Raw genomic sequence first — 20,297 nt, forward strand, 5'->3', positions numbered from 1 at the left:
ACGGGGGGAAATACGTGAAAAAGGTAAACAGAAATAGATGGGGTTTGTTAACATTTGCTTTAGTTACAGCAATAAGCTTAACTGCTTGTGGATCTGGCAGTGGTAATTCAAATGAAAAAGAACAAACTGGCGCAGGTAATGGCAATACAACTACTCCAACAGAGGTCATTGAAATAGTAGCTTGGGACAAGCCACATGCAGATGAGCCGTTCAAAGCTCATATGGATCAAGTGCATGCAGATTTTGAAAAAGAATACCCTAATATCAAAGTAACTCATATGGAGCAAACAAGAGGACAAGAACGAGAGCAGTTAATGACAGCTGTAGCTGGTAATGAACAACCGGATATTATTAACGTTTCCTTTCCATCAATGGAGGTCTATATCCAACAGGGTATAGCAGCTGATGTAACGGAATTATGGAATAACTATGAAGAAAAAGATAAGTATATTACGGGAGCACTGGATGCTGCTACAGTTGATGGGAAAATCTATGGTACTCCCAATGATATGTATGCCGCTGGTCTTTATTACAACAAAACACTCTTTACTGAAGCTGGACTTGATCCGAACAGTCCACCAACGACATGGGATGAATTTGTAGATGTGGCTAAAAAAATTCATAATCCTGATAAAGGAATTAATGGTTTTGATATTTTAGGTATGGACTGGGCAGATTGGCACTTTGAATACTACGTATGGGGTGCTGGTGGAGATTTGACGAATCGCAAAGATAATGGAGAAGTTGAATTAACATTTACCTCCGATGCAGCTGTCCAAGCATTGCAGTATTATAAAGATTTGAAATGGACACATCAAGTGACACAAAAAAATGTCGTTCAAAGTTTAGATGATAATCAAAAAGATTTTTATACTGGAAAAGCAGCTATGATTATAGGTGACTCCAATAGTTATGGTCAGTTTGTTTCTAAAGGGATGGATCCTGACAGCATTGGCTTTGCTCCATTGCCAGCCGGACCATCAGGAACTGCGCCGACACAAGTGGGAGGATCATATTGGATATTCAATCCCAAAGCTTCTCCAGAAAAATTAGAAGCTGCATTCACTTACTTTAAATATATTTCTTCAAAAGAAGTGATGGAATCTATATTTGAAGCGAAGTCAGAATTTGGTTCTGTAGGTGCTCTAAGTGTACGTTCAGATATCGATATGACGAAATATGTGGAAGACTTGCCTCAAGACATTGTTGAAAACATACAAAAAGCAGCTGCTACTCCTCACTTGGAATATTTCTTAAAAGATCGTTTGAGCCCGTATGTTGTAACTGCTATTCAAAAAATATTAGTGTCTTCAGACGCTGATCCTGCAGTGGAACTCAAAAAAGCACAAGAGTTAGCTCAAAAAGAAGTAGCTGACCCATATAATGCTTCATTACAGTAAATAGTAATTCAATCAGAGGTGCAATTGCACCTCTGATTGTATAAAGGAAGTGAATCTGATATGCACCGGCTCAACTCTTTGAAGCCTCGGAAATACACGATAAGATGGGTAACGATATTGTTTTTATTACCATCAATTATTGCCTATATTATGTTCAAGTATTACCCATTGTTCAATATGATGTATATGAGTTTGTTCGATTATAATGTTGTCAATCCACCAGGCAAATTTATTGGTCTGGCTAATTATAAAAATTTTCTGCAATCTGAAACATTTTGGAACGCTATAAAAAATACGTTTATATTTTTTGGACTTTATGTTGGGTTGACGTTTTGGATTCCTATTGTTCAAGCGCTCCTTCTCAATCATATTAAAAAGGCAAATGGTTTCTTTCGATTTATGTATCTTGTACCAGCTGTACTACCAGCGGTTGCAGGTATTCTCGTTTGGAAATGGATGTACAATCCAGATTCGGGATTGTTAAATTACTTACTTTCTTATATTGGTCTTGGTCCCTATGGATGGTTAAATGATACTAATATTACGAAGTTAGCCATCGTTATGCCTTCTGTTTTCGCAGGATCAGGAATTTCTGTTCTACTGTACTATGCTGCGATACGCTCGATTCCAGAAGATCTTATCGAAGCTGCTCAAATTGACGGCGTTGGTCCTTGGAAGCGACTATGGCTCATTATTTTACCGAATATTCAGTTTATTATCGTTATTCAATTTATTGGATTTATCTCTTCGACGCTACTCGCATTCGACAATATATACGTTATGACGCAAGGTGGACCAGCGAATAGTACGATGGTCGTATCGATGCTTATCGTCAATAATGCTTTTCAGCAATCACGATTTGGTGTAGCAGCAGCGATGTCATTCTTTATGTTTGTTCTCATTGGTCTAATTACAATAATTCAACAAAAATTTTCCAATGAGAAGGAGTGATTATAGTGTTTAGAAAAAAGAATAGTAATAAAATTGTAGAAAAAGGCGCACTACAACTGAAAATTGTAGCTTATACCGTCACCATTTTATTCGTCATCGCTTCATTGTTACCAATGGCATGGATGTTAATTACTTCTATGAAAGATAATACTGCGATTGACGCATATCCACCAACCTTTTTACCAGAAGTACCAGCATCTATAGAAATTACATTAGATTATACGAATCAACCTGATCATGATCCAGCATTTTATGAGCAAGATGCTATGGAAGCAACATGGTATCCTTGGATGAAAAATATGCGTGAAAATATCGGTGAAGTTAAAATAGTTGGTGTAAAAGATGGGAAGAAGTTGTATGAAGCCAAAACGAGATCAGCTGAATTTATGTTTGGTCAACCTCTGATCGTTCCATCTACTAACTTTAAGCCTAATCAGATGGAACGAAAAATGTCTATTATTCACGATAATAAATTATCTAAATTTGTTTGGTACGAACAAGCTAATTCATTAAAAGTATCGAATGAAATAGCAGACAAGCAGCTTAGCAGTAAGCTGAAATCATTTTTTGAGGATACTGAATTGATTGATGGTCAAGTAGTATCTATGGAACAATCCAAAAATTGGTTAAGAATGTTTGATAGTTACTTAATGTTAAATAAACTATCGCAAGATACAGCCGGTAAAAGTGGATTTTACGGTTACTTTATTAACAGTATGTTCGTTACTGTTGCTTCCATTGCTTCGCAATTAATATTAGGTGGGATGGCTGGATATGCTTTATCTCATCTGGTAAGAAGCAACCGATTAAAATTTTGGTTAGTGATGTTCTTTTTAGGAACGATAATGATTCCAGATGTAGCGATACTGTTACCTCTTTATATGACAATGGAGAAATTAAATTTGATTAATTCACTCTGGGCAGTCATATTACCTCATACCGCTTGGGGAATTGTCATCTTCTTATTCAAAGGGTTTTTTGATCAGTTGCCTAAAGAATTAATGCAAGCTGCCAGAATTGATGGAGCTTCAGAAATTCGAACGTTTACGCAAATGGTATTACCTATGTCAATTCCGATATTTACAATTGTAGGTCTTATGACGTTTATTCCCGTGTGGAATGAATTTATGTGGCCGCTCATTGTATTAAAAAATCCGGAAAGTTGGACATTTACAGTAGCATTAAACGATTTGCAAACAAGATCCAATGTTCGTCAGAACGTAATTATGGCTAGTGCAGCCATTTCGATGATTCCGTTGCTAATCTTGTTCAGTACTTGTCAAAAGTATATAGAAAAAGGTATTTCATTCACTGGTGTGAAGGGATAAACGAGCAAACAAGAAGACATTTAGGAGGAACTTTAGATGAACTCAAAAATTAAAGTCGGAGTAATTGGATTAGGTGAAGTCGCTCAAACGATCCACTTACCAGTATTACAACAATTACAGGAACAATTTGAAGTAGTTGCCATTTGTGATGTATCTCCTACATTAGTAGAAACAATCGGTAACCATTATCAAGTACCTCATCGTTATGAGAAAGTAGAAGATTTAGTCGAGAATGCTAATTTAGAAGCCATTTTTGTACTAAATAGTGATGAATACCATGCTGATTGTATCGTTCAAGCGGTAAGACGAGGATTACATGTGTTTGTAGAGAAGCCCATGTGTCTAACTATTTCAGATGCTGAGCGAATAATTGAAGAAAAAAATAAAGCGCAAGTCAATGTAATGGTCGGATATATGCGTCGATATTCTCCGGCATATCAACAAGCAGTTAAAGAAATACAATCGTTGGACAAAATTAATTTCGCTCGTTTTAAAGACATCATCGGACCTAATAGTTTCTTTATCGGACAAACTAATCATGTTCATCGTTTTCAGGATGTTGCTGACCATCTTGTAGCGGATCGGGCAATGCGAGGACAGGTGCAAGTGGGTGAGGCACTTGGTTCGCTTGCGGAGAAATACTATCATACTTACCGTCAGTTAGGTGGTTTGGCGAGTCATGGCTTGTCTGCGATGCGAGGAATGTTAGGTATGCCAGATAAAGTGATAGCTGCTGCAAGATGGCGTAATGATCAACATTTTATGAATGCTGTATTTCAATATGGCGACTATATGGTTCACTATGAAACAGGAGTCGATAACCAAGGTAGGTTCGACGCTGCAATTGAAGTACACGGCGATCTAAAAACTGTTGAAGTACAGTACGATACTGCTTACATTAGGCATTTGCCAACTACTTTGACGATTAAAGAAACGATAGGAGATAGCTATCAAGAAACGTTCATTCGACCGACTTATACAGACGCATATACGGTTGAGTTAACTACATTCTACGATACCATTAGACACAATAAAGCTGTCCCTACTCCACCAGAAGATGCCATTGACGACTTACGTTTGTTTAAAATGTTAATTGAGGCGATGGAGCAAGGTTCATTATAATAAGCGTAACTTTTTGATTGACTGGATGGGAGGAGGACCTGAAAGTGGAAATACCGATTAAAGTTGGAATTGTAGGTTACGGCTATACAGTGAAAACATTTCATCTGCCATTACTGCAATCATTACCTATATTTGAAGTAAGTAAAATCGCTAGAAAAAGTGGCAACAGAGATGACCAATTACCCCATTCGATTACATTTGTACAAGATGCTTCTCTTTTATATAATGATCCAAATATAGAATTGATCATCGTTTGTACACCCAGCATAGATCATGTTACATTTGCCCGAGATGCATTACTCGCAGGAAAACATGTAGTTGTAGAAAAACCATTTACTGTAACAACAGCGGAAGCAGATGAACTAATTAAGCTTGCAAAACAGCAAGGTAAAATGTTAAGTGTTTTTCACAATAGAAGGTTTGATGGAGATTTTATGACTATCGAGCAAATTGTAAAGCAAGCTACATTGGGGAAATTAACGGAAGTTTCATTCGGCTGGAGTCGTTATATACCGCAAGTGCAAGATAGCGTGTGGCGAGAAAGCAACATGTTAGGTGCCGGCGTTATCTACGATTTAGGTATACATTTGATAGACCAAGCACTTTGCTTGTTCGGAACACCTGATGCGATTACAGCCAAAGTTGCTGCTTTACGGGAAAACGCAGTAGTAGATGACTATTTTGACATCACCTTATCTTACCATGATGGACCGCATGTGAAGTTACATGCCTCTTTATTGCGACGCGAACAAACGGCGCGTTATATGTTACACGGTTCAAAAGGGTCATATGTGAAATATGGCGAAGATCCGCAGGAAGCTGCACTTTTGGCTGGGAAAAACCCAACAGATATTGATTTTGGTATGGAACCAGAAGCAAATTGGGGCATCCTTCATACTGGCTTGGGTGAACAGCAGCTTATAGGTAAATTGAAAACAATACCTGGATCGTATCTGAGTTATTATCAAAACATATACGACCATATTCGACATCAAGCAGAGTTAATAGTCCGTCCAGAAGAAGCTAGAATGGCAGTTTTGTTGGTAGAACTAGCGCAAAAAAGCAGCGAACTAGGGGAAACTATCATTATAAAAGATTCGCTTGCTTCCTGTGTATAATAATGAATGATCATCTAGTCATCAGACTCGGTGGTCATTTTTTTTGTTGACGACATATTTGATTTAGAAATGACAACTAAATAAATTGCAACACTAACGAAGTTACAGACAAAACAATCCAACAACTCAACCCTAATAGTAGCGGTTTCCAGCCTCCTTTTAACAGTTTAATCATGTTTGTATGCAATCCAATTGCTACCATCGCCATAACTATCATATATTTTCCTACTTGAAGTAACACGTCTTTTAATGCAGCATCCATTGGTAAAATTGTATGAACGATAGAAGCGGCAATGAATCCTAATATGAACCAAGGAAAAGTATGTGCTATTTTGTAGGTGGATGTGCAGGAACGCTGTTGTTTGTGTACGGTATAAAAGGCTAAAAATAATGTAATAGGTATAATGAGTAACGTTCTTGTTAGTTTGACTACAACAGCAAGATCACCCGCGGAATCGCTAAATGTATATGCTGCCGCAACGACAGCTGAAGTATCATTGATAGCAGTGCCTGCAAACAAGCCAAAATGATAATCAGACATGTGCATTAAGTGTCCCAGAAACGGGAAGGAAACAGTAGCAATGATATTGAACAAAAAGATCGTTGAGATCGCTTGAGCCACTTCATCCGATTTTGCTTGAACGGCAGGAGCGGTTGCTGCTATGGCTGATCCACCACAAATGGCTGTTCCTACACCAATTAAAATCATCGTGTTTGTATCCACTTTAACTTACCAACTAAAAAGGCAGTCAGGAATGTGGCTGCTAGTGTTAATAAGATGAGCCAAATTGTGTTACCTCCTACCTCAAAAACAGTATACAAACTCATATTAAAGCCAAGCAAAATAATAGCGTATTGCAACAACTTTTTTGCACAGAAGGATACTCCCCATTCAAAAGACGATGGTTTTTTCCAAAAAGAAAGTATCAATCCGAAAATGATTCCTACAATTGGGCTTCCTATGATAGGAAATTTTTCTCCAATGAACCAAGCGGGAAGAGCAAGGAAAGCGATTAATAATACGCCAGATGTTTTATGAAGTATGCTATACATGTGATCACTCCTATAAACCAAGTATAAAACTTGCATAACGATAAGTTAAATACTATTATTTGATAATATAGATAAGTAATTACTTATGGATTACAGGTGCAATGTTGACGTTAAGACATTTTCATATATTTGTAATGGTTTGTGAAAAAATGAATATGACAGCTGCTGCTAGTGCTCTTTTTATGTCGCAACCCGCTGTCAGTCAAGCAATATCTGAAATGGAAGCTCATTATCATGTTCGACTATTTGAGCGATTGTCAAGGAAGCTGTATTTAACAAAAGCGGGGAAAAAACTATTGAGCTATGCTCACCATATTTTACGCACGACGGAAGAGGCAGAAAGAGAAATGCGTTCACTGGATGAGAATGGAGTAATAAGAGTTGGCGCGAGTGTGACGATAGGAGCGACGATCCTTCCGAAACTTATTGTTGATTTTAAGTTAATGTATCCCCATGTGACGGTGGAGGTTGTGGAAAATAATACAGCAAAAATTGAGCAGATGATATTTAAAGATAGTTTGGATGTCGGGCTAGTAGAAGGAGATATTACAGCACCTGACTTAGCAATCCAACCGTTTGTAGATGATTATCTTGTGTTGGTTTGTGGAGCTAATCACCCATTTGCAACTAGGCTGGAAGTCGAGCAGAAGGAATTAGATAATGAAGATTTTATTTTACGCGAAGCGGGAAGTGGAACTCGGAATACGTTCGAAAGTGTGATGACCGCCCATTCACTGAACTGAAAAGCAAGCTGGACATGTAATAACGTTGATACGATTAAAGCAGCAGTTATCGCCGGCTTAGGTGTCTCGATTATTTCACAACGAGTGGTAAGCAAGGAGGTTGCAGACAGTACTCTTCATATAGTTCCGATTAAAAACATGACATTTAAAAGACAGTTCAAACTCATTCATCATAAAAATAAACATGTGACCAAAGGGATGCAACGTTTTATGGATGCTTGTATCGAAAGAGGAGTAAACGAATGAGGATAATCGATAAACTAGCGCAACCGCAAGTTGTAATAATTAGTCACGAATCATACAAAGCGTCTTATCATCGTGTGTTGTAAAGTTGCAAGTAATTATATAGCATAGCTAGAGGGGGGTAATTGTATGGAGATGATCACGACAACTAGACTTTTATTACGAGAGTGGCAAATGACGGATAGTAAAGATTTATATGCATATGCGAAAAATGAGTTGGTCGGTCCTAATGCTGGCTGGTCCCCTCACCGTAGTGAAGACGAAAGTAAAGAAATAATCAAGATGTTTATAGAAAACAATGACGTTTATGCGATTGTGTTGCAAGAAGAAAATAAAGTTATTGGCAGTATAGGGTTTCATGACCGTGCTCCAGATGAAAGTCTTGCTGATTTAAACCAAAAAGAAATCGGTTTTGTACTGCATCCTGACTATTGGGGAAGAGGCATTATTCCGGAAGCGGTGCAACAGTTGATCGCTTACGGTTTCCATCAATTAGAGCTTGATTTGATATGGTGCGGTCATTTTGATTTTAATGATCGATCGAAGCGAGTAGTTGAAAAATGCGATTTTCAGTATAAATTTCAAAAAAAAGAAAAGATGCATTTATTAAATAATAAAGAAGTTACGACGTTATATTATGCGATATTGAAAGCCGACTATAAATATTTAAAAGATTGAGTCTGTTGTTTTAAAAGGTGTGGTTGTGGTAAAGAAACAAAAGAGTCCTATCATACTAACTACTAATTTGTAGCTGATACGTGGGACTCTCTTATTTTCTAGTGATTGCTTTAGATAATATTTAGCCTGTAATTAATATGGAGCTTTGGTTTGGTTGCTATATTGATTTTTTATATGATCATGTCATATTCGCAAGATGTGCTTGTTTTACTTCAAACTTGAGCGGTTCACCGTTATAGAATCGTTCCATTTCGTCGACCATCATTGCGCCAATTCGCAGTCTAGAGTTGGGATTGACACCTGCCAAATGGGGTCTGACGATGACGTTTTCCATAAACCGTAGTTCACTATCGAGTGGCAATGGTTCTACTTCAAATACGTCTAAGCCAGCGTAAAATCTTTTTGAACGTAAATGTTCGGTAAGTGCACATTGATCGATTAAATTGCCGCGAGCAGTGTTGATCAAAATCGCTTGATCACGCAGTAATGCTAGTTCCTTATTACCAATCATATGATAGGTTTCTGGAATTTGTGGAGCGTGTAGCGAAATAATATGAGCCTGACTTAATACGTCGTGTAGCGGTAGTAAGGTAATATTTAATTCGTTAGCTACTTCTTTTGGAAAGAATGGATCATAGCCAACAATGTTAATGTCGAAAGGTTGTAGTAATTTTATAACTTCTTGTGCTACCATCCCTAATCCAATTAGCCCAACAGTTCTCCCTCGCAATTCGTAGGATTCTATATCTATGGCGCTAGTTTTCCACAGCATATGAGTGCTCATTAGTTTTTGAGTTGGAATAATTTTATGCCCTAGAGCCAATATAAGAGCAAGTACGGATTCACTAACAGAAACGGCGATAGCGTAATTGCTATTAAGTACGGTTACTCCTTGTTCGTATACTTTTGAACTTGGTAATATTGGTTTCACAGAACCTGCCATGTGAGCGACTAGTTGAAGCTTATTCGCTGCAGCTAATATGGAATCGGATAATGGGATACTGTTCCACGAAGTTATTGTAGTGTGTACGTCTGCTAGTTTCTCGGCTAATTCTTCTTCTGGAAAAGGACCATGATATGGATTCCATTCTATTTCGCCAAAGGAGTGTAGTTTTTGTAATGTTGCTTTGGTGATAAAGTGTTGGATTTGATTACTTGGAATTTGGACAAGTATTTTGCGAGACATAGAGCGACCTCCTATTGTTAGAACGATTTATAGTAGTGAGCAACTGTACGAAGTAAATGGGATGACACATTCGCACAGTTGCTTTAATAGATAATTATTGTGTCATTTTTTCATCATAAGCTTTTTGGTAGATGGCAATATATTTTTCTAATTCCATTCCGTTTAGCGTATTAATGTAGTTGTTCCAACCTTTGTCTAAATCGGACTCACCAGTAATAAAGTTTGCAATCATATGATTGACGTAATCATTAATTGTCTTGTCTAGTTCAGCAAGTGCCTGAGAATCTTCTGGAGTGAAGAATAGTGGTGGCACAATTGTTTCGATGTTAGGGATGTAAGGATGATACTTTTCCATAGTGACATCAAAGTACATTTTTTCTTTATCCAGCTCACTAAGTACAGCTTGACCAGCATAGTGTTGTTTGTCTGTCCGATAGTTTAAACCGAACTGCGCCCAAGATTCATTCTGCACTCTACCGTGTGGAACAAGTAATCGATATTGTGCTGGCTCTCCATCTCTACCAACATCTCCTGATTCGGGTTTAGACCATGACTTTCCTTCTGTTCCGAAGTTTGATCTTAAACCGTTTTCAAATTCATACATGTAATCAGCCCAGCGCATTGTTGCTTCTGGATATTTGTTCGCACTGGTCATAATAAAGTTGCCGCCTTTAATTTTGTCGTATGGATTCCAAAAAGCATTTTGCTCGCCAGAAGGACCTTTTAACGGTGCAATGGGTTGGAATTCAATCCAACGATTACTTTCTCCTTCAACAATAGTAATGGTGGATGGAGAATGAGCTGGTGCTGCTCCAACAATATTAATGCCAGGATTTTCGATCAATTTTTTGTACGACTCGTTGTCTTGTGTAAAAGATTGTTCTGCAATTAAACCTGCTTTGTACAGTTTATTTAAATATTGAAGACCTGCTTGCCACTCTGGTTTATTGTAAACAACGTCAATTTTGCCATCTTCAACAATCATCCGCTTCATCCCGTCGTCATATATAAAAGAGTTCATAATAAAAGGATCGATAATACTTCTAGGTTGGCCAGGAGAAGCGGTCATAGGAATTTCATCGGCTTTATTGTTTCCATTAGGGTCTAATGTTTTGAAAGCTACTAGCATGTCATAAAACTCATCTAAAGTTGTCGGTTCTTCTAGTTGTAATTTCTCCAGCCAAGGTTGATAAACGTACATTTTAAAATTCATAGAGCAGTGGATACATTCGTTGATGTAAGGTAGACTGAAAATACGGTTGCCAGGCGCAGTGATTGCTTCTTTTACTTCCGGCATTTCTTGAAATATTTGTTTTGTATTTTCGCCATATTGTTCGATTAATTCCGTAAAAGAGACAAATATTCCTTGTTCGCCATAAATCATCTGTTGTTCGGGAGAAATGTTCATATTCATAATGACATCGGGCAATTCGCCACCGATTAATATGAGATTTAATTGTTCTTGCGAACTTTGCGGATCTAGCACAATCCATTCTACTTTAATATTTGTTTTTTCTTCTAAATACTGTGTGTATTCATTTGTTTTAAAATCTTCCACAAGCGGATTTCCGTTTACGGCTACTCGTAGTGTTATTTTTTCATCCACGATTGGAAATTGTCCTGGTGGATTAACGGTAGGACCCGTTACATTATTGCTATCTGTTGTAGAGTTTTTACCATTATTATCGTTCGTATTGTTTGCTGTAGGTACGTTTTGGGAACAAGCGGATAGTAAAAGTAGCATGCTGATGAAACAAGATATAATGACAAAGTATGGACGTTTCACTTGATATAACCCCCGTAATTGGTTTTTTATAAACTGGTATTGTAAGCTAACCTTTGATGGAACCGAGCATAACACCTTTCACAAAATGCTTTTGCACAAATGGATAAACGATTAAAATAGGTATAGTAGCCACTACAATTAATGAGTATTTCAGCAGATCTGACAAACCTTGTCTAGCAATAAGATCTTCTTCGCTAGTTATCATGTTGGGGTCGATCTGATTTTGTATCAGAATACTTCGTAAAATCAGTTGCAGTGGATGCAGTGTGCGATCCATTAAATAAATAAGCGCGTTAAAGTAACTATTCCAATGACCTACGGCGTAAAATAACGTAATGACTGCGACAATTGGACCGGATAGAGGAATGACAATTTTGGCAAGAAACTTAAAGTCCGTACAACCGTCTACTTGCGCAGCTTCTAGCATTTCTTTTGGTATATTCGTTTGAAAATAGGTTCTTGTAATAATGACATTAAAAACACTAATTGCTGTTGGTAAAATCATCGCCCAGCGTGTATCTAATAGCCCTAAATCTTTGACTAGTATATAGGTAGGGATTAATCCACCAGAAAACATAATGGTAAATACAAAGATAAACATAATCGCATTTTTGCCTACAAAGTCTGGACGAGATAATGGATAAGCGGCGATAATAGTTAGTACAACGTTTATAATAGTACCTGCAATAGTGTAAATAAGTGAATTATAAAATCCGGTCCAAATAGCCTTGTATTCAAACACTGCTTTGTAGCCTTGTAATCCAGGCTCTACTGGCCACAGCCACACTCTTCCTGAGACTACAGCGTTTGTTGAACTAAAAGAAGCGCTCAAAATATAAATAAGTGGATATAATACAGTAATTAAGAAAGCGCTTAAAATAATATAATTAACAATGTTAAATATTTTGTCGCCACGTGCTTCCGCTATTTTTTGATGCATAGATGAACCCTCCTCGTTACCATAAACTTGATTGACCCATTTTTCTAGCAGTTCTATTCACGACAAGGAGTAGAATCAAGTTAATAATATTTTTAAATAAGCCTATAGCGGATGAATAAGAAAAGTTGACAACTGGAGAGGCCAAACCAATTTTGTATACGTAGGTGTCGATAATTTCTGAGGTGCGTAAGTTCATTGGATTTTGCATGAGAAACACTTTCTCAAAGCCGATTTCTAGCATTTTACCAACATCCAAAATTAGTAGAATAACGATAATAGGCAAAATTCCTGGTAAGTCTATATTCCACATCCGTCTTAACTTGCTAGCGCCGTCTACGACAGCGGCTTCGTGTAGAGATTGATCAATGCTGGATAAGGCAGCTAGGTAAATGATGCAGCTAAAGCCGACGTTTTGCCATATGCCAGACCATACATAGATGGACTGAAAATATTCGGCTCGTCCTATCCAGTTGACAGGGTCCATACCGAATAACTTGATCACTTCATTCATAATTCCGATGCGTGGATCTAGTGCTTGAAAGATAATACCTACTAAGACGACAACAGAGATAAAATGTGGTGCATAGGTAATGAGTTGAACTGCTTTTTTAAATTTTTCATTCATAATATAATTAATACTAAGTGCTAACAAAATAGGGAATGGAAAACCGGCAACCAGTTGGTAAACGCTAAGCGATATCGTATTCCACATAATATTCCAAAATTCATAGGACTTAAAAAAACGAATGAAGTAATGGAAACCTACCCAATCACTGTTCCATATTCCTTTGGTAGCAACAAAATCTTTGAAAGCAATTTGCGCTCCGTACATGGGGATATATTTGAAAATAATAATATAAATAAATGGCAGAGCCATAAGTGCATAGAGTTGCCAAACTTTTCGCATACTGACCCACTTCTTAAATAGATGATTGGTAGTCAATCTGTCACCTCCTGACGTAAAAGTAAAAGAGTAAGTGTAAACTTCTAAAATAAGGACTTGATATAAGAAATATCTTCTTGAATGAATCGATCAACATCGGCTCCATTCGTATATTCTGCTGTTAAACAGATAACCCCCTTGTATTGTCTTGATTTCAAATAATCAGCTATTCTTTGCCAGGAAGCTAAACCATGTCGTCCCGTTGTAAAATATGGTTTCCATATCGCTTGCATTGCCTCAGGACCGTTTGTTCTTTCGTAAAAAGCATTTTTTAGATGAATCATGTCTAAATGTTTCCACACAATATCTAGACCCAATTCCGGTTGTTGTCCAGCTAAAGCATCATGTGCAGCATCCCATACTACTCCAACATAGTTATTCTTCAAGTTTTCTATGACATGTAGCAGTCCCATAGAGTCTACGATGTAATTACCATAGTGTTGTTGCATTCCTACCCTGATGCCATACTTCTCACAAAGTGGATACAGAGTTTCTAGATAGCGATGAATATTTTTTTCGGAAGCAAGATAACCATCGTTAAGATTAATTTCAGGCATAATACGAATAAGTGGAATGCCTGCTTCTGCACAAGCAGCAAAAATTTTCTCGTCCAAATTGCTTGCAACACTACATATGCTTACCCCATGATCTGCTAACTGTTGAACTAACTTTGGCAAAAGATGAGCTTGTTCCGGTTCCATTTGAAAACCTTCTCGCAGTGGAAATTCAATTCCATCAAAGCCCATGTCCTTTACTAACTTACCTAAATCCCAAATGGATAAAGACTTCCACGGTTTTGTAAATACTGAAAATATAATTTCTTCGTTGGCCAATAATAAACACACTCCTTAATAGTCACTTTAAGCACTCGAAAATAAAGCGCTTTTATTAACTAAATAATATAGTCACTAATTACTTTTGTCAATAATCAAATTAATAGAATGGAAAATATAAAAAAAGTAAGTGAAAAAAAGAATTTATCTTTAAAAAGACGAAACTTTTGTGTATTTTTGAATTTAATGTCTGGCATAAAGTGAAACTTTGTGATGATACTAGAGCAGAACTACAATTTAATGTAAAATAGTTGAGAGAGTGGCTACAGGTTAGAGAGTATAATCTAAAGGGACTATGTCAAAAATTGAATTAACTTAAGTGGTTGGTGAAACAGTCATAGAGCAAGCTTTATTAAGAGGAGTTGAATAACTTTGAAATTAAAACTGGAAGATGTAATAGATGCGATTGAAATGGCTAGTGATGGGGTCGAATATTATTTTTCGAAAGAAAAAGGGGAAATAGTTGTATATACCGACCCTCTTATTACTGGAATAGAAGATGATGAGTTAGCAGAAGAATTAGAAGAAAATGTTGACGAATACATTCGACTTCCTACCAAGTTTGATGTGAATGAATATAGTATTATGGAGCAGTTTATTTGGAGTTTGCCAGAAGGGAAGATGCAGGATTCGTTAGAACGAGCTATTCGAGGACGTGGAGCTTTTAGAAATTTTAAAGACAAACTAGAAAGTTTCGGTATAGTGGATGAATGGTACGTGTATGAAGCCAATACTTTTAAACGGATTGCTATTGCATGGTGTGAGAATAAAAATATCGAATATACGTAACTTGAAGGTGGATTAGTTAAAAAAACCAACTGCCCTGGTATTTGCTCCAAACAGCTTGTTTTATAGGCATATTTAGTAATTTGTTTACTTAATTAAATTAAATTGTTCCAACTAAGGAGTCAAAGTCGATGAAAAATAATACTTCTTATGATCAAAAAGGATCAAAAATTAATATTATACAAGCTTTGTTGAAAAATGGACCTATGTCGAGAATAGAATTAACTCGGTTTACGAATTTAAGTCGAGCAACTATTTCGGCGACTGTAGCAGAATTAATGGATAGTGAGCTAGTACAAGAAACTAGTTCGCAGTATTCAACGGGTGGCAGACCAGCTACATTAATTAACTTGACTCCTCACTCTCGAGTAATTGTTGGCGCGGATTATAGTAATCAGACATGGACGTTAGGTGCATTTGATTTGCTTGGTAATACTGTGAAAGAAGTGACGATCCCTGTCAGCGATTCGACAATAGAAACGGTTATTCAATCATTAGTTACAAGTTTAGAGCATTTCATTGATCAGTTAGTCGAAAAACCAATTGAATTGATTGGTTTAGGTATGCCTGGCTTAGTAGATGTTAATCGTGGAGTCATTGTTAGTGCTTCCAACATTGGTTGGTACAATGTGGAGATTGTAAAAAAAATTAAAGAGCGAATGAACTGGGAAGTAGTTGCAATTAATCGACACCGTGCCCGTGGGTTGGCAGAGTGTAGATTTGGTGTAGGAAAAGATTTTGGCGAAATTGTTTACATTGGTATAGGAACTGGAATTGCTGCTGGTTTATTTCATAATCGACAAATATTATTTGGAGCTATAGGTGGAGCTGGTGAACTTGGTCACATTACGGTTGATCCGAATGGGCCTTGGTGTCCTTGTGGTAATAATGGATGTCTACAACAATTGGCAACGAGTTCAGCGATGGAGCAAGAGTTACGGCGTATGCTTCGCAGTGGAAAAGTATCTTCTATTTATCCTGATTCGAGTTACGATTTGCAATTAATTAAATCAGCCGATATTGGTAAAGGAGCTGATGAAGGAGATCAGCTGTGTATGGAAGTGGTGGAGAAAGCGGCAACTTATTTGGGAATTGCGATGGCTAATTTAATCAATATTGTCAATCCTGAAACCATTATATTGGGTGGTACTGTACCAATGGAATCGGAATATTATATAAAAGTGGCAACGGACGTTATGCATCGTAGAGCACTAAGCCCTTTGAACAGTAATGTGCAAGTGTTAAGAGCTTCTCAAAACGATCTAGGCGGAGCACTTGGAGCTGCCAACTTTGCACTAGACCAGCATGTAGGAACGATTAGTTTTTAGCGGAGCTACTCCATATAAAACAGTTGATGCTTGTTGCGATATTCGCTAGGAGTAAAAGTCGTATGACGTTTAAGTAAACGTGCAAAATAGTTCATATCAAAAAAACCACATTGCTCGGCTACTTTGGCTAGAGGTAGTTTGGAATGGGCAAGTAGCCGTTTGGCACGATCAATTTGTAAATGGTGTCGATATTGAATCGGACTCATCCCACAATATTCTTTTAAACAACGTGCTAAATAATCAAAATGATAGTTTAATTCATGCTCCATTCGTTTCGAGTCAAAAGGAAGTGCTAATTTCTCTGCCAAAAAATCTGCCACTTGTTATCCAATTTCATATGCTCTAGCGTTAGCACTATTTTTAATCATCCCATTCTGGATTTGCATAAGTAATTGTCCAAAGAGAAGCTGTAGTTCATACACCCCAATGGTGTTAGCACGCTGTGCAGTTGGATCATTTCTTCTAATATTGGTACAAGTATTCGTACGTCTACATTCGAAAACTTTGGAATTTCTACTGTAGCTGGATGTGAAATAGTATCTTGATCGGTTGTTGGCAATAGTGGTTGAGGTGCTTTACTTTTTTGTTTGAGTTGACTGTTATTAATATAGTGAAAATGAATCCAATATACTTCTGTTTCGGAATCGGTAGGATGGTATCCACGATGTTTTTTTCCAGGTTCGAGCAGTAACATCATGCCTTGTTTTAAGTTGTATTTCTGTCCACCTTCTTCCATATATAGCGTACCTTTCGTGCAGATAATCAAGTCATATACGTCGAATTGACGTTGTGCGTGTATAACACCTGCTTGCCAAAGGGTATGACCGACAGTAGTAAGCATAGGAAATGGTGGAATAGTAAGTTCTACGACAAGCATCTTATCACCTTCTTCATTAGATGTAGATATTGTATGATATAATGTCGATTTTGTCTGCTGTTTTCTTGATTTATTTCGTATATATTAGTAGACATCATATGGTACTAAGCACTGCTTGGTAAAACAAGGAGGATGTATAGTTGTGGTTCATGAGCAGTTAATAGAAAACCAAAAACGGTTTGTTAATGAGCGATTCGTTATGTTTATTCATTTTAATAGTGCTACATTTCAGTTTGCTGAGACAGAGATTCATTTGAAGAAATAGACACTTGGGTAAAAGGATTTCAGCCTAATTGTTTATTAATGAATATTAGTGGTGAACCGACATTGGATCATACGGACATCGTATTTTATGAAAATGCTGCTGGACAAGACTTTGACGCAACGTTTGCAGGACCAGGAGCAAGTTGTAACATATTAACAGAAACTTGGTTTTGGAGAAAAGCGGATAGTACGATGGAGTTAAAATCGGTGGACTGGGCATTGCAAAAAGTAGAGGAGGCTAATCACCACAACGTTACTTTTCTGTTAAATGCTGCCCCTAATCAGTTGGGATTAATAGATGAAAATATAGTAAAACAGTTTAAAGCGGTAGGCGAACGTTACAATAAGCCAGCTAAACTAGAGGAAGTACCAGAAAATTGGTTGCATCGATTGAAATAATCAGATTTTTTTAAATTTTGAAACTTTATAAGTAGAAAACCGTCTGTCTAAAAAAGGGAGGCGGTTTACTCCAACAGGATGGCTAATATGATATATAGTATATTTGTTACCTAATTACAATAAAAAACAAACTGCTTTGGCACTTGCTCCAAAACAGTTTGTTATATAGGTTTATTTCGTGAATATTTTAATTATTTTTCTAATTTCAATTGTTGCTCTCGAATAATGAAGTTAATGAAATCAATAATCAGACGAGCGGCAATTTGCGAAGTTACTCCTGTTGGGTCGTAAAGTGGGTTTACTTCTACGAGGTCAAACCCGATGACTTCCCCTTTTTTGGCAACTGCTTCAAGAATGTCACTTACTTCGTCATAGAAAAATCCACCTGGTGATGGAGAACCAGCTCCTGGAGCGATGGATGCATCCAAACCATCAATATCGAGTGTAACATAATATTTTCCACCGTCTGGCATATCTTTTAATGCTTCCTCGATACCCATTTTGCGAATTTGTCTTGGGGATAGGATGGTTGAACCATAAGCACGTGCGTCATCGAAGTCATCTTTTTGACTACTGCCTACACCTCTAATGCCAAGCTGCGCCATTTTGTTAATATGGTCCATCTCGGACATTCTACGCATCGGATTACTTAGTGTGAACCGTTGTCCAGATGCATCTTTTAACCAATCTAAGTGAGCATCAATTTGTACGACATTGATCGGTTCATTGTATTCTGCTAAAGCAAAAGCTGCTGGGTTAGTAACCGAATGGTCGCCACCAAGTACGATAGGAATAGCACCTTTGGCAATTATTTTGCGGATTGCTTCTTCTGCGTTCTCGTGACTTTGTTCCACATCACCGTTGATAATGGATACATCACCACAATCTACAATTTTATAGCCATCGTTATTATAAACAATATCCCGTTCGTGATCGTATCCAGAGCCGAAGGCGTATAGTGACGATTGCTCACGAATAGAACGTGGACCCATGCGTGCGCCAGAACGCCAAGCTGTTGTCATATCATTAGGTACACCGATAATTGCAAAGTCGGCATCTAGCTCATCTAGATTGTTACAAATTGGATATTTGCGAAAGGACGTAATGCCAGTGAAAGGCATGTCCAGTTTTACTCGTGTGTAGTCTGGTTTTCTTGCATATTTACTCATCTTAATCCCTCATTTTCGATAGTAGTATTTGTTAGTAGTACTTTTTGTGGGTGAGCATACTATTTTTTAAGTTGCCCTTTGTTAATAAACTGACGATAGAACATACCTGCCATTAGTATTAATCCAATATATCCAACGATCGGATAGACAAGATCTATAATTTTTCCGAAAGGAAGTAGACCACCGAAAAAGCCGAGTATCGTTAATGCGATGGTGATGATCCGATATTTTTTAGGATCTCCTTTGGAAAATTGTGTAGAAACAGTCCATAGCATACCGACAGCTGTTGTGTAGATAGCAATTAGTAATATCATCGTAAAGATAAATGCTAAGACAGGACTAATTTGTTGTGCCAAAAATAATGTTGGAATTTCTTTTGTATGCAATTGCTCTACATTAGATAGCAATCCTACATAAATAGCGAATACGCCAATTAACATTATTAATCCGCCTAAGCTTCCACCGATAATGACATTTTTTCTGCTTTTTTCCCCTTTGCCCAGATTGGTTAGAAAAGGAACAGCAATTAACAATACGAAAGAAGAATAAACAAATCCGGCTTGCCACCAATGCGTCGTTGCAGTAGACAATTGAAGTTGTTCTACAATCGCACCTGCTTGTTCAAAACCACTGGCATCAAAATTTCCAGCGCCTACAATAACAGCAATGATGATAATGATCGGACCTGCAATACCTAGTACTTTGATCATTGTTTCTAATCGGAGCAAAGCAGTGATTAGTACGACAATTGCCATCAATGCTCGTCCAGCTACGTCGCCAACTTCAAAGTGTTCTGAAACTGTAGCACCAGCACCTGAAATCATAACAACGAATACGATGAGCATGAACAACTGGGAAAACCAGTAAAAGAATGGACCTAAATACTTGCCACAAAAATAATTAAAAACTTCTTGGGAATCACGTGCTTTTAGCCGTAATCCTACATCCATTGCATAAGCACCAAACCACATATGCAACACAGCAGCGATGAGGATAGCAGCTATTCCCCAATAACCAAACGATACGAAAAATTGCATAATTTCTTGTCCTGTTGCTGTTCCAGCGCCGAGAATAAAGGATACAAAGGCGCCGGCTAATATAAAGATTTTAAAAAGGTTATTCATAAATATTCTCCATCCTTTCTTCCTAT

General features: G+C 37.4%; 21 protein-coding genes and 1 pseudogene. 11 read left to right on the plus strand and 11 right to left on the minus strand.

Going from position 1 to position 20,297, the window contains the following annotated elements; translation table 11 throughout:
- Positions 1 to 14: 14 nt before the first annotated feature.
- Genes ACFSTH_RS05740 through ACFSTH_RS05760 form a run of 5 tightly spaced genes read left to right on the plus strand, consistent with a single transcriptional unit; the run spans position 15 to position 5,919 of the window.
- The gene (locus ACFSTH_RS05740; protein WP_377770186.1) at positions 15 to 1,400 is read left to right on the plus strand and encodes an extracellular solute-binding protein; all 1,386 of its coding nucleotides are present in this window, start codon (positions 15 to 17) and stop codon (positions 1,398 to 1,400) included.
- Between the two features lie 60 nt (positions 1,401 to 1,460).
- The gene (locus tag ACFSTH_RS05745; RefSeq protein WP_377770185.1) at positions 1,461 to 2,351 is read left to right on the plus strand and encodes a carbohydrate ABC transporter permease; all 891 of its coding nucleotides are present in this window, start codon (positions 1,461 to 1,463) and stop codon (positions 2,349 to 2,351) included.
- A gap of 5 nt (positions 2,352 to 2,356) precedes the next feature.
- Entirely contained in the window at positions 2,357 to 3,679 is a 1,323-nt protein-coding gene (locus ACFSTH_RS05750; protein ID WP_377770184.1) for a carbohydrate ABC transporter permease, read from the plus strand.
- A gap of 36 nt (positions 3,680 to 3,715) precedes the next feature.
- Positions 3,716 to 4,801: a Gfo/Idh/MocA family protein gene (locus ACFSTH_RS05755; RefSeq protein WP_377770183.1), complete on the plus strand. Its 1,086-nt coding sequence runs from the start codon at positions 3,716 to 3,718 to the stop codon at positions 4,799 to 4,801.
- Positions 4,802 to 4,845: 44 nt separating this feature from the next.
- Entirely contained in the window at positions 4,846 to 5,919 is a 1,074-nt protein-coding gene (locus ACFSTH_RS05760) for a Gfo/Idh/MocA family oxidoreductase (RefSeq protein WP_377770182.1), read from the plus strand.
- Positions 5,920 to 5,995: 76 nt separating this feature from the next.
- Here ACFSTH_RS05760 and ACFSTH_RS05765 read toward each other — a convergent pair whose 3' ends face one another.
- Together ACFSTH_RS05765 and ACFSTH_RS05770 are read right to left on the minus strand one after the other, a co-directional pair.
- Complete coding sequence (locus ACFSTH_RS05765) at positions 5,996 to 6,643, minus strand: YeiH family protein (RefSeq protein ID WP_377770181.1); 648 nt, start codon at positions 6,641 to 6,643, stop codon at positions 5,996 to 5,998.
- On the minus strand, positions 6,625 to 6,972 hold the full coding sequence (locus ACFSTH_RS05770; protein ID WP_377770180.1) for a putative sulfate exporter family transporter: 348 nt from the start codon (positions 6,970 to 6,972) through the stop codon (positions 6,625 to 6,627). Before ACFSTH_RS05770 ends, ACFSTH_RS05765 begins: the two co-directional genes overlap by 19 nt.
- A 101-nt stretch (positions 6,973 to 7,073) precedes the next feature.
- On the opposite strand from ACFSTH_RS05770, the pseudogene ACFSTH_RS05775 reads away from it, so the two are divergent.
- A pseudogene (locus tag ACFSTH_RS05775) lies at positions 7,074 to 7,961 on the plus strand (LysR family transcriptional regulator).
- A 126-nt stretch (positions 7,962 to 8,087) separates the two neighbouring features.
- Complete coding sequence (locus ACFSTH_RS05780) at positions 8,088 to 8,636, plus strand: GNAT family N-acetyltransferase (protein ID WP_377770179.1); 549 nt, start codon at positions 8,088 to 8,090, stop codon at positions 8,634 to 8,636.
- A 178-nt stretch (positions 8,637 to 8,814) separates the two neighbouring features.
- Here the strand turns inward: ACFSTH_RS05780 and ACFSTH_RS05785 are convergent, their stop codons facing one another.
- The 5 genes from ACFSTH_RS05785 to ACFSTH_RS05805 all read right to left on the minus strand — a co-directional run bounded on the left by ACFSTH_RS05785 (position 8,815) and on the right by ACFSTH_RS05805 (position 14,324).
- Positions 8,815 to 9,822, minus strand: a complete 1,008-nt coding sequence (locus ACFSTH_RS05785; protein WP_377770178.1) for a hydroxyacid dehydrogenase — start codon at positions 9,820 to 9,822, stop codon at positions 8,815 to 8,817.
- 94 nt (positions 9,823 to 9,916) lie between these two features.
- A complete protein-coding gene (locus ACFSTH_RS05790; RefSeq protein ID WP_377770177.1) occupies positions 9,917 to 11,608 on the minus strand; it encodes an extracellular solute-binding protein in 1,692 nt (563 codons plus the stop codon).
- Between the two features lie 46 nt (positions 11,609 to 11,654).
- Entirely contained in the window at positions 11,655 to 12,548 is an 894-nt protein-coding gene (locus ACFSTH_RS05795) for a carbohydrate ABC transporter permease (protein ID WP_377770176.1), read from the minus strand.
- 16 nt (positions 12,549 to 12,564) lie between these two features.
- Positions 12,565 to 13,491 (minus strand): ABC transporter permease, encoded by a 927-nt coding sequence (locus tag ACFSTH_RS05800; RefSeq protein ID WP_377770175.1) that lies wholly within the window; start codon positions 13,489 to 13,491, stop codon positions 12,565 to 12,567.
- Between the two features lie 44 nt (positions 13,492 to 13,535).
- The gene (locus tag ACFSTH_RS05805; protein WP_377770174.1) at positions 13,536 to 14,324 is read right to left on the minus strand and encodes a sugar phosphate isomerase/epimerase family protein; all 789 of its coding nucleotides are present in this window, start codon (positions 14,322 to 14,324) and stop codon (positions 13,536 to 13,538) included.
- 372 nt (positions 14,325 to 14,696) lie between these two features.
- Between ACFSTH_RS05805 and ACFSTH_RS05810 the strand changes: the two genes are divergently transcribed.
- Complete coding sequence (locus ACFSTH_RS05810) at positions 14,697 to 15,113, plus strand: UPF0158 family protein (protein ID WP_377770173.1); 417 nt, start codon at positions 14,697 to 14,699, stop codon at positions 15,111 to 15,113.
- Between the two features lie 128 nt (positions 15,114 to 15,241).
- Positions 15,242 to 16,438, plus strand: coding sequence for an ROK family transcriptional regulator (locus ACFSTH_RS05815; RefSeq protein WP_377770172.1), 1,197 nt, complete (start codon positions 15,242 to 15,244; stop codon positions 16,436 to 16,438).
- 5 nt (positions 16,439 to 16,443) lie between these two features.
- Here the strand turns inward: ACFSTH_RS05815 and ACFSTH_RS05820 are convergent, their stop codons facing one another.
- Both ACFSTH_RS05820 and ACFSTH_RS05825 read right to left on the minus strand, forming a co-directional pair.
- The gene (locus ACFSTH_RS05820) at positions 16,444 to 16,746 is read right to left on the minus strand and encodes a helix-turn-helix transcriptional regulator (RefSeq protein ID WP_377770171.1); all 303 of its coding nucleotides are present in this window, start codon (positions 16,744 to 16,746) and stop codon (positions 16,444 to 16,446) included.
- A gap of 56 nt (positions 16,747 to 16,802) precedes the next feature.
- Positions 16,803 to 17,315, minus strand: a complete 513-nt coding sequence (locus ACFSTH_RS05825) for an AraC family ligand binding domain-containing protein (RefSeq protein ID WP_377770170.1) — start codon at positions 17,313 to 17,315, stop codon at positions 16,803 to 16,805.
- 142 nt (positions 17,316 to 17,457) lie between these two features.
- Between ACFSTH_RS05825 and ACFSTH_RS05830 the strand changes: the two genes are divergently transcribed.
- Complete coding sequence (locus ACFSTH_RS05830) at positions 17,458 to 17,580, plus strand: hypothetical protein (RefSeq protein WP_377770169.1); 123 nt, start codon at positions 17,458 to 17,460, stop codon at positions 17,578 to 17,580.
- A 62-nt stretch (positions 17,581 to 17,642) separates the two neighbouring features.
- The gene (locus tag ACFSTH_RS05835; RefSeq protein ID WP_377770168.1) at positions 17,643 to 17,978 is read left to right on the plus strand and encodes a hypothetical protein; all 336 of its coding nucleotides are present in this window, start codon (positions 17,643 to 17,645) and stop codon (positions 17,976 to 17,978) included.
- Positions 17,979 to 18,169: 191 nt separating this feature from the next.
- On the opposite strand, the gene speB is transcribed toward ACFSTH_RS05835, so the two are convergent.
- A complete protein-coding gene (gene speB / locus ACFSTH_RS05840) occupies positions 18,170 to 19,147 on the minus strand; it encodes an agmatinase (RefSeq protein WP_377770167.1) in 978 nt (325 codons plus the stop codon).
- Positions 19,148 to 19,206: 59 nt separating this feature from the next.
- Positions 19,207 to 20,271 carry a YkvI family membrane protein gene (locus ACFSTH_RS05845; protein ID WP_377770166.1) on the minus strand — a complete coding sequence of 355 codons (1,065 nt, stop codon included), beginning with the start codon at positions 20,269 to 20,271 and terminating at the stop codon, positions 19,207 to 19,209.
- Positions 20,272 to 20,297 lie beyond the last annotated feature (26 nt).

It is taken from the genome of Paenibacillus yanchengensis (genome assembly GCF_042684845.1).
Classification (GTDB): Bacteria; Bacillota; Bacilli; order Paenibacillales; family Paenibacillaceae; genus Pristimantibacillus; species Pristimantibacillus yanchengensis.

What these genes read in the sequence shown, in the direction of transcription:
- ACFSTH_RS05745 (WP_377770185.1), top strand. Translation starts at nt 1,461, where the DNA reads ATGCACCGGCTCAACTCTTTGAAGCCTCGGAAATACACGATAAGATGG.
- ACFSTH_RS05780 (WP_377770179.1), top strand. Translation starts at nt 8,088, where the DNA reads ATGGAGATGATCACGACAACTAGACTTTTATTACGAGAGTGGCAAATG.
- ACFSTH_RS05845 (WP_377770166.1), bottom strand. Translation starts at nt 20,271, where the DNA reads ATGAATAACCTTTTTAAAATCTTTATATTAGCCGGCGCCTTTGTATCC.
- ACFSTH_RS05770 (WP_377770180.1), bottom strand. Translation starts at nt 6,972, where the DNA reads ATGTATAGCATACTTCATAAAACATCTGGCGTATTATTAATCGCTTTC.
- ACFSTH_RS05815 (WP_377770172.1), top strand. Translation starts at nt 15,242, where the DNA reads ATGAAAAATAATACTTCTTATGATCAAAAAGGATCAAAAATTAATATT.
- ACFSTH_RS05785 (WP_377770178.1), bottom strand. Translation starts at nt 9,822, where the DNA reads ATGTCTCGCAAAATACTTGTCCAAATTCCAAGTAATCAAATCCAACAC.
- ACFSTH_RS05795 (WP_377770176.1), bottom strand. Translation starts at nt 12,548, where the DNA reads ATGCATCAAAAAATAGCGGAAGCACGTGGCGACAAAATATTTAACATT.
- ACFSTH_RS05755 (WP_377770183.1), top strand. Translation starts at nt 3,716, where the DNA reads ATGAACTCAAAAATTAAAGTCGGAGTAATTGGATTAGGTGAAGTCGCT.
- speB (WP_377770167.1), bottom strand. Translation starts at nt 19,147, where the DNA reads ATGAGTAAATATGCAAGAAAACCAGACTACACACGAGTAAAACTGGAC.
- ACFSTH_RS05825 (WP_377770170.1), bottom strand. Translation starts at nt 17,315, where the DNA reads ATGCTTGTCGTAGAACTTACTATTCCACCATTTCCTATGCTTACTACT.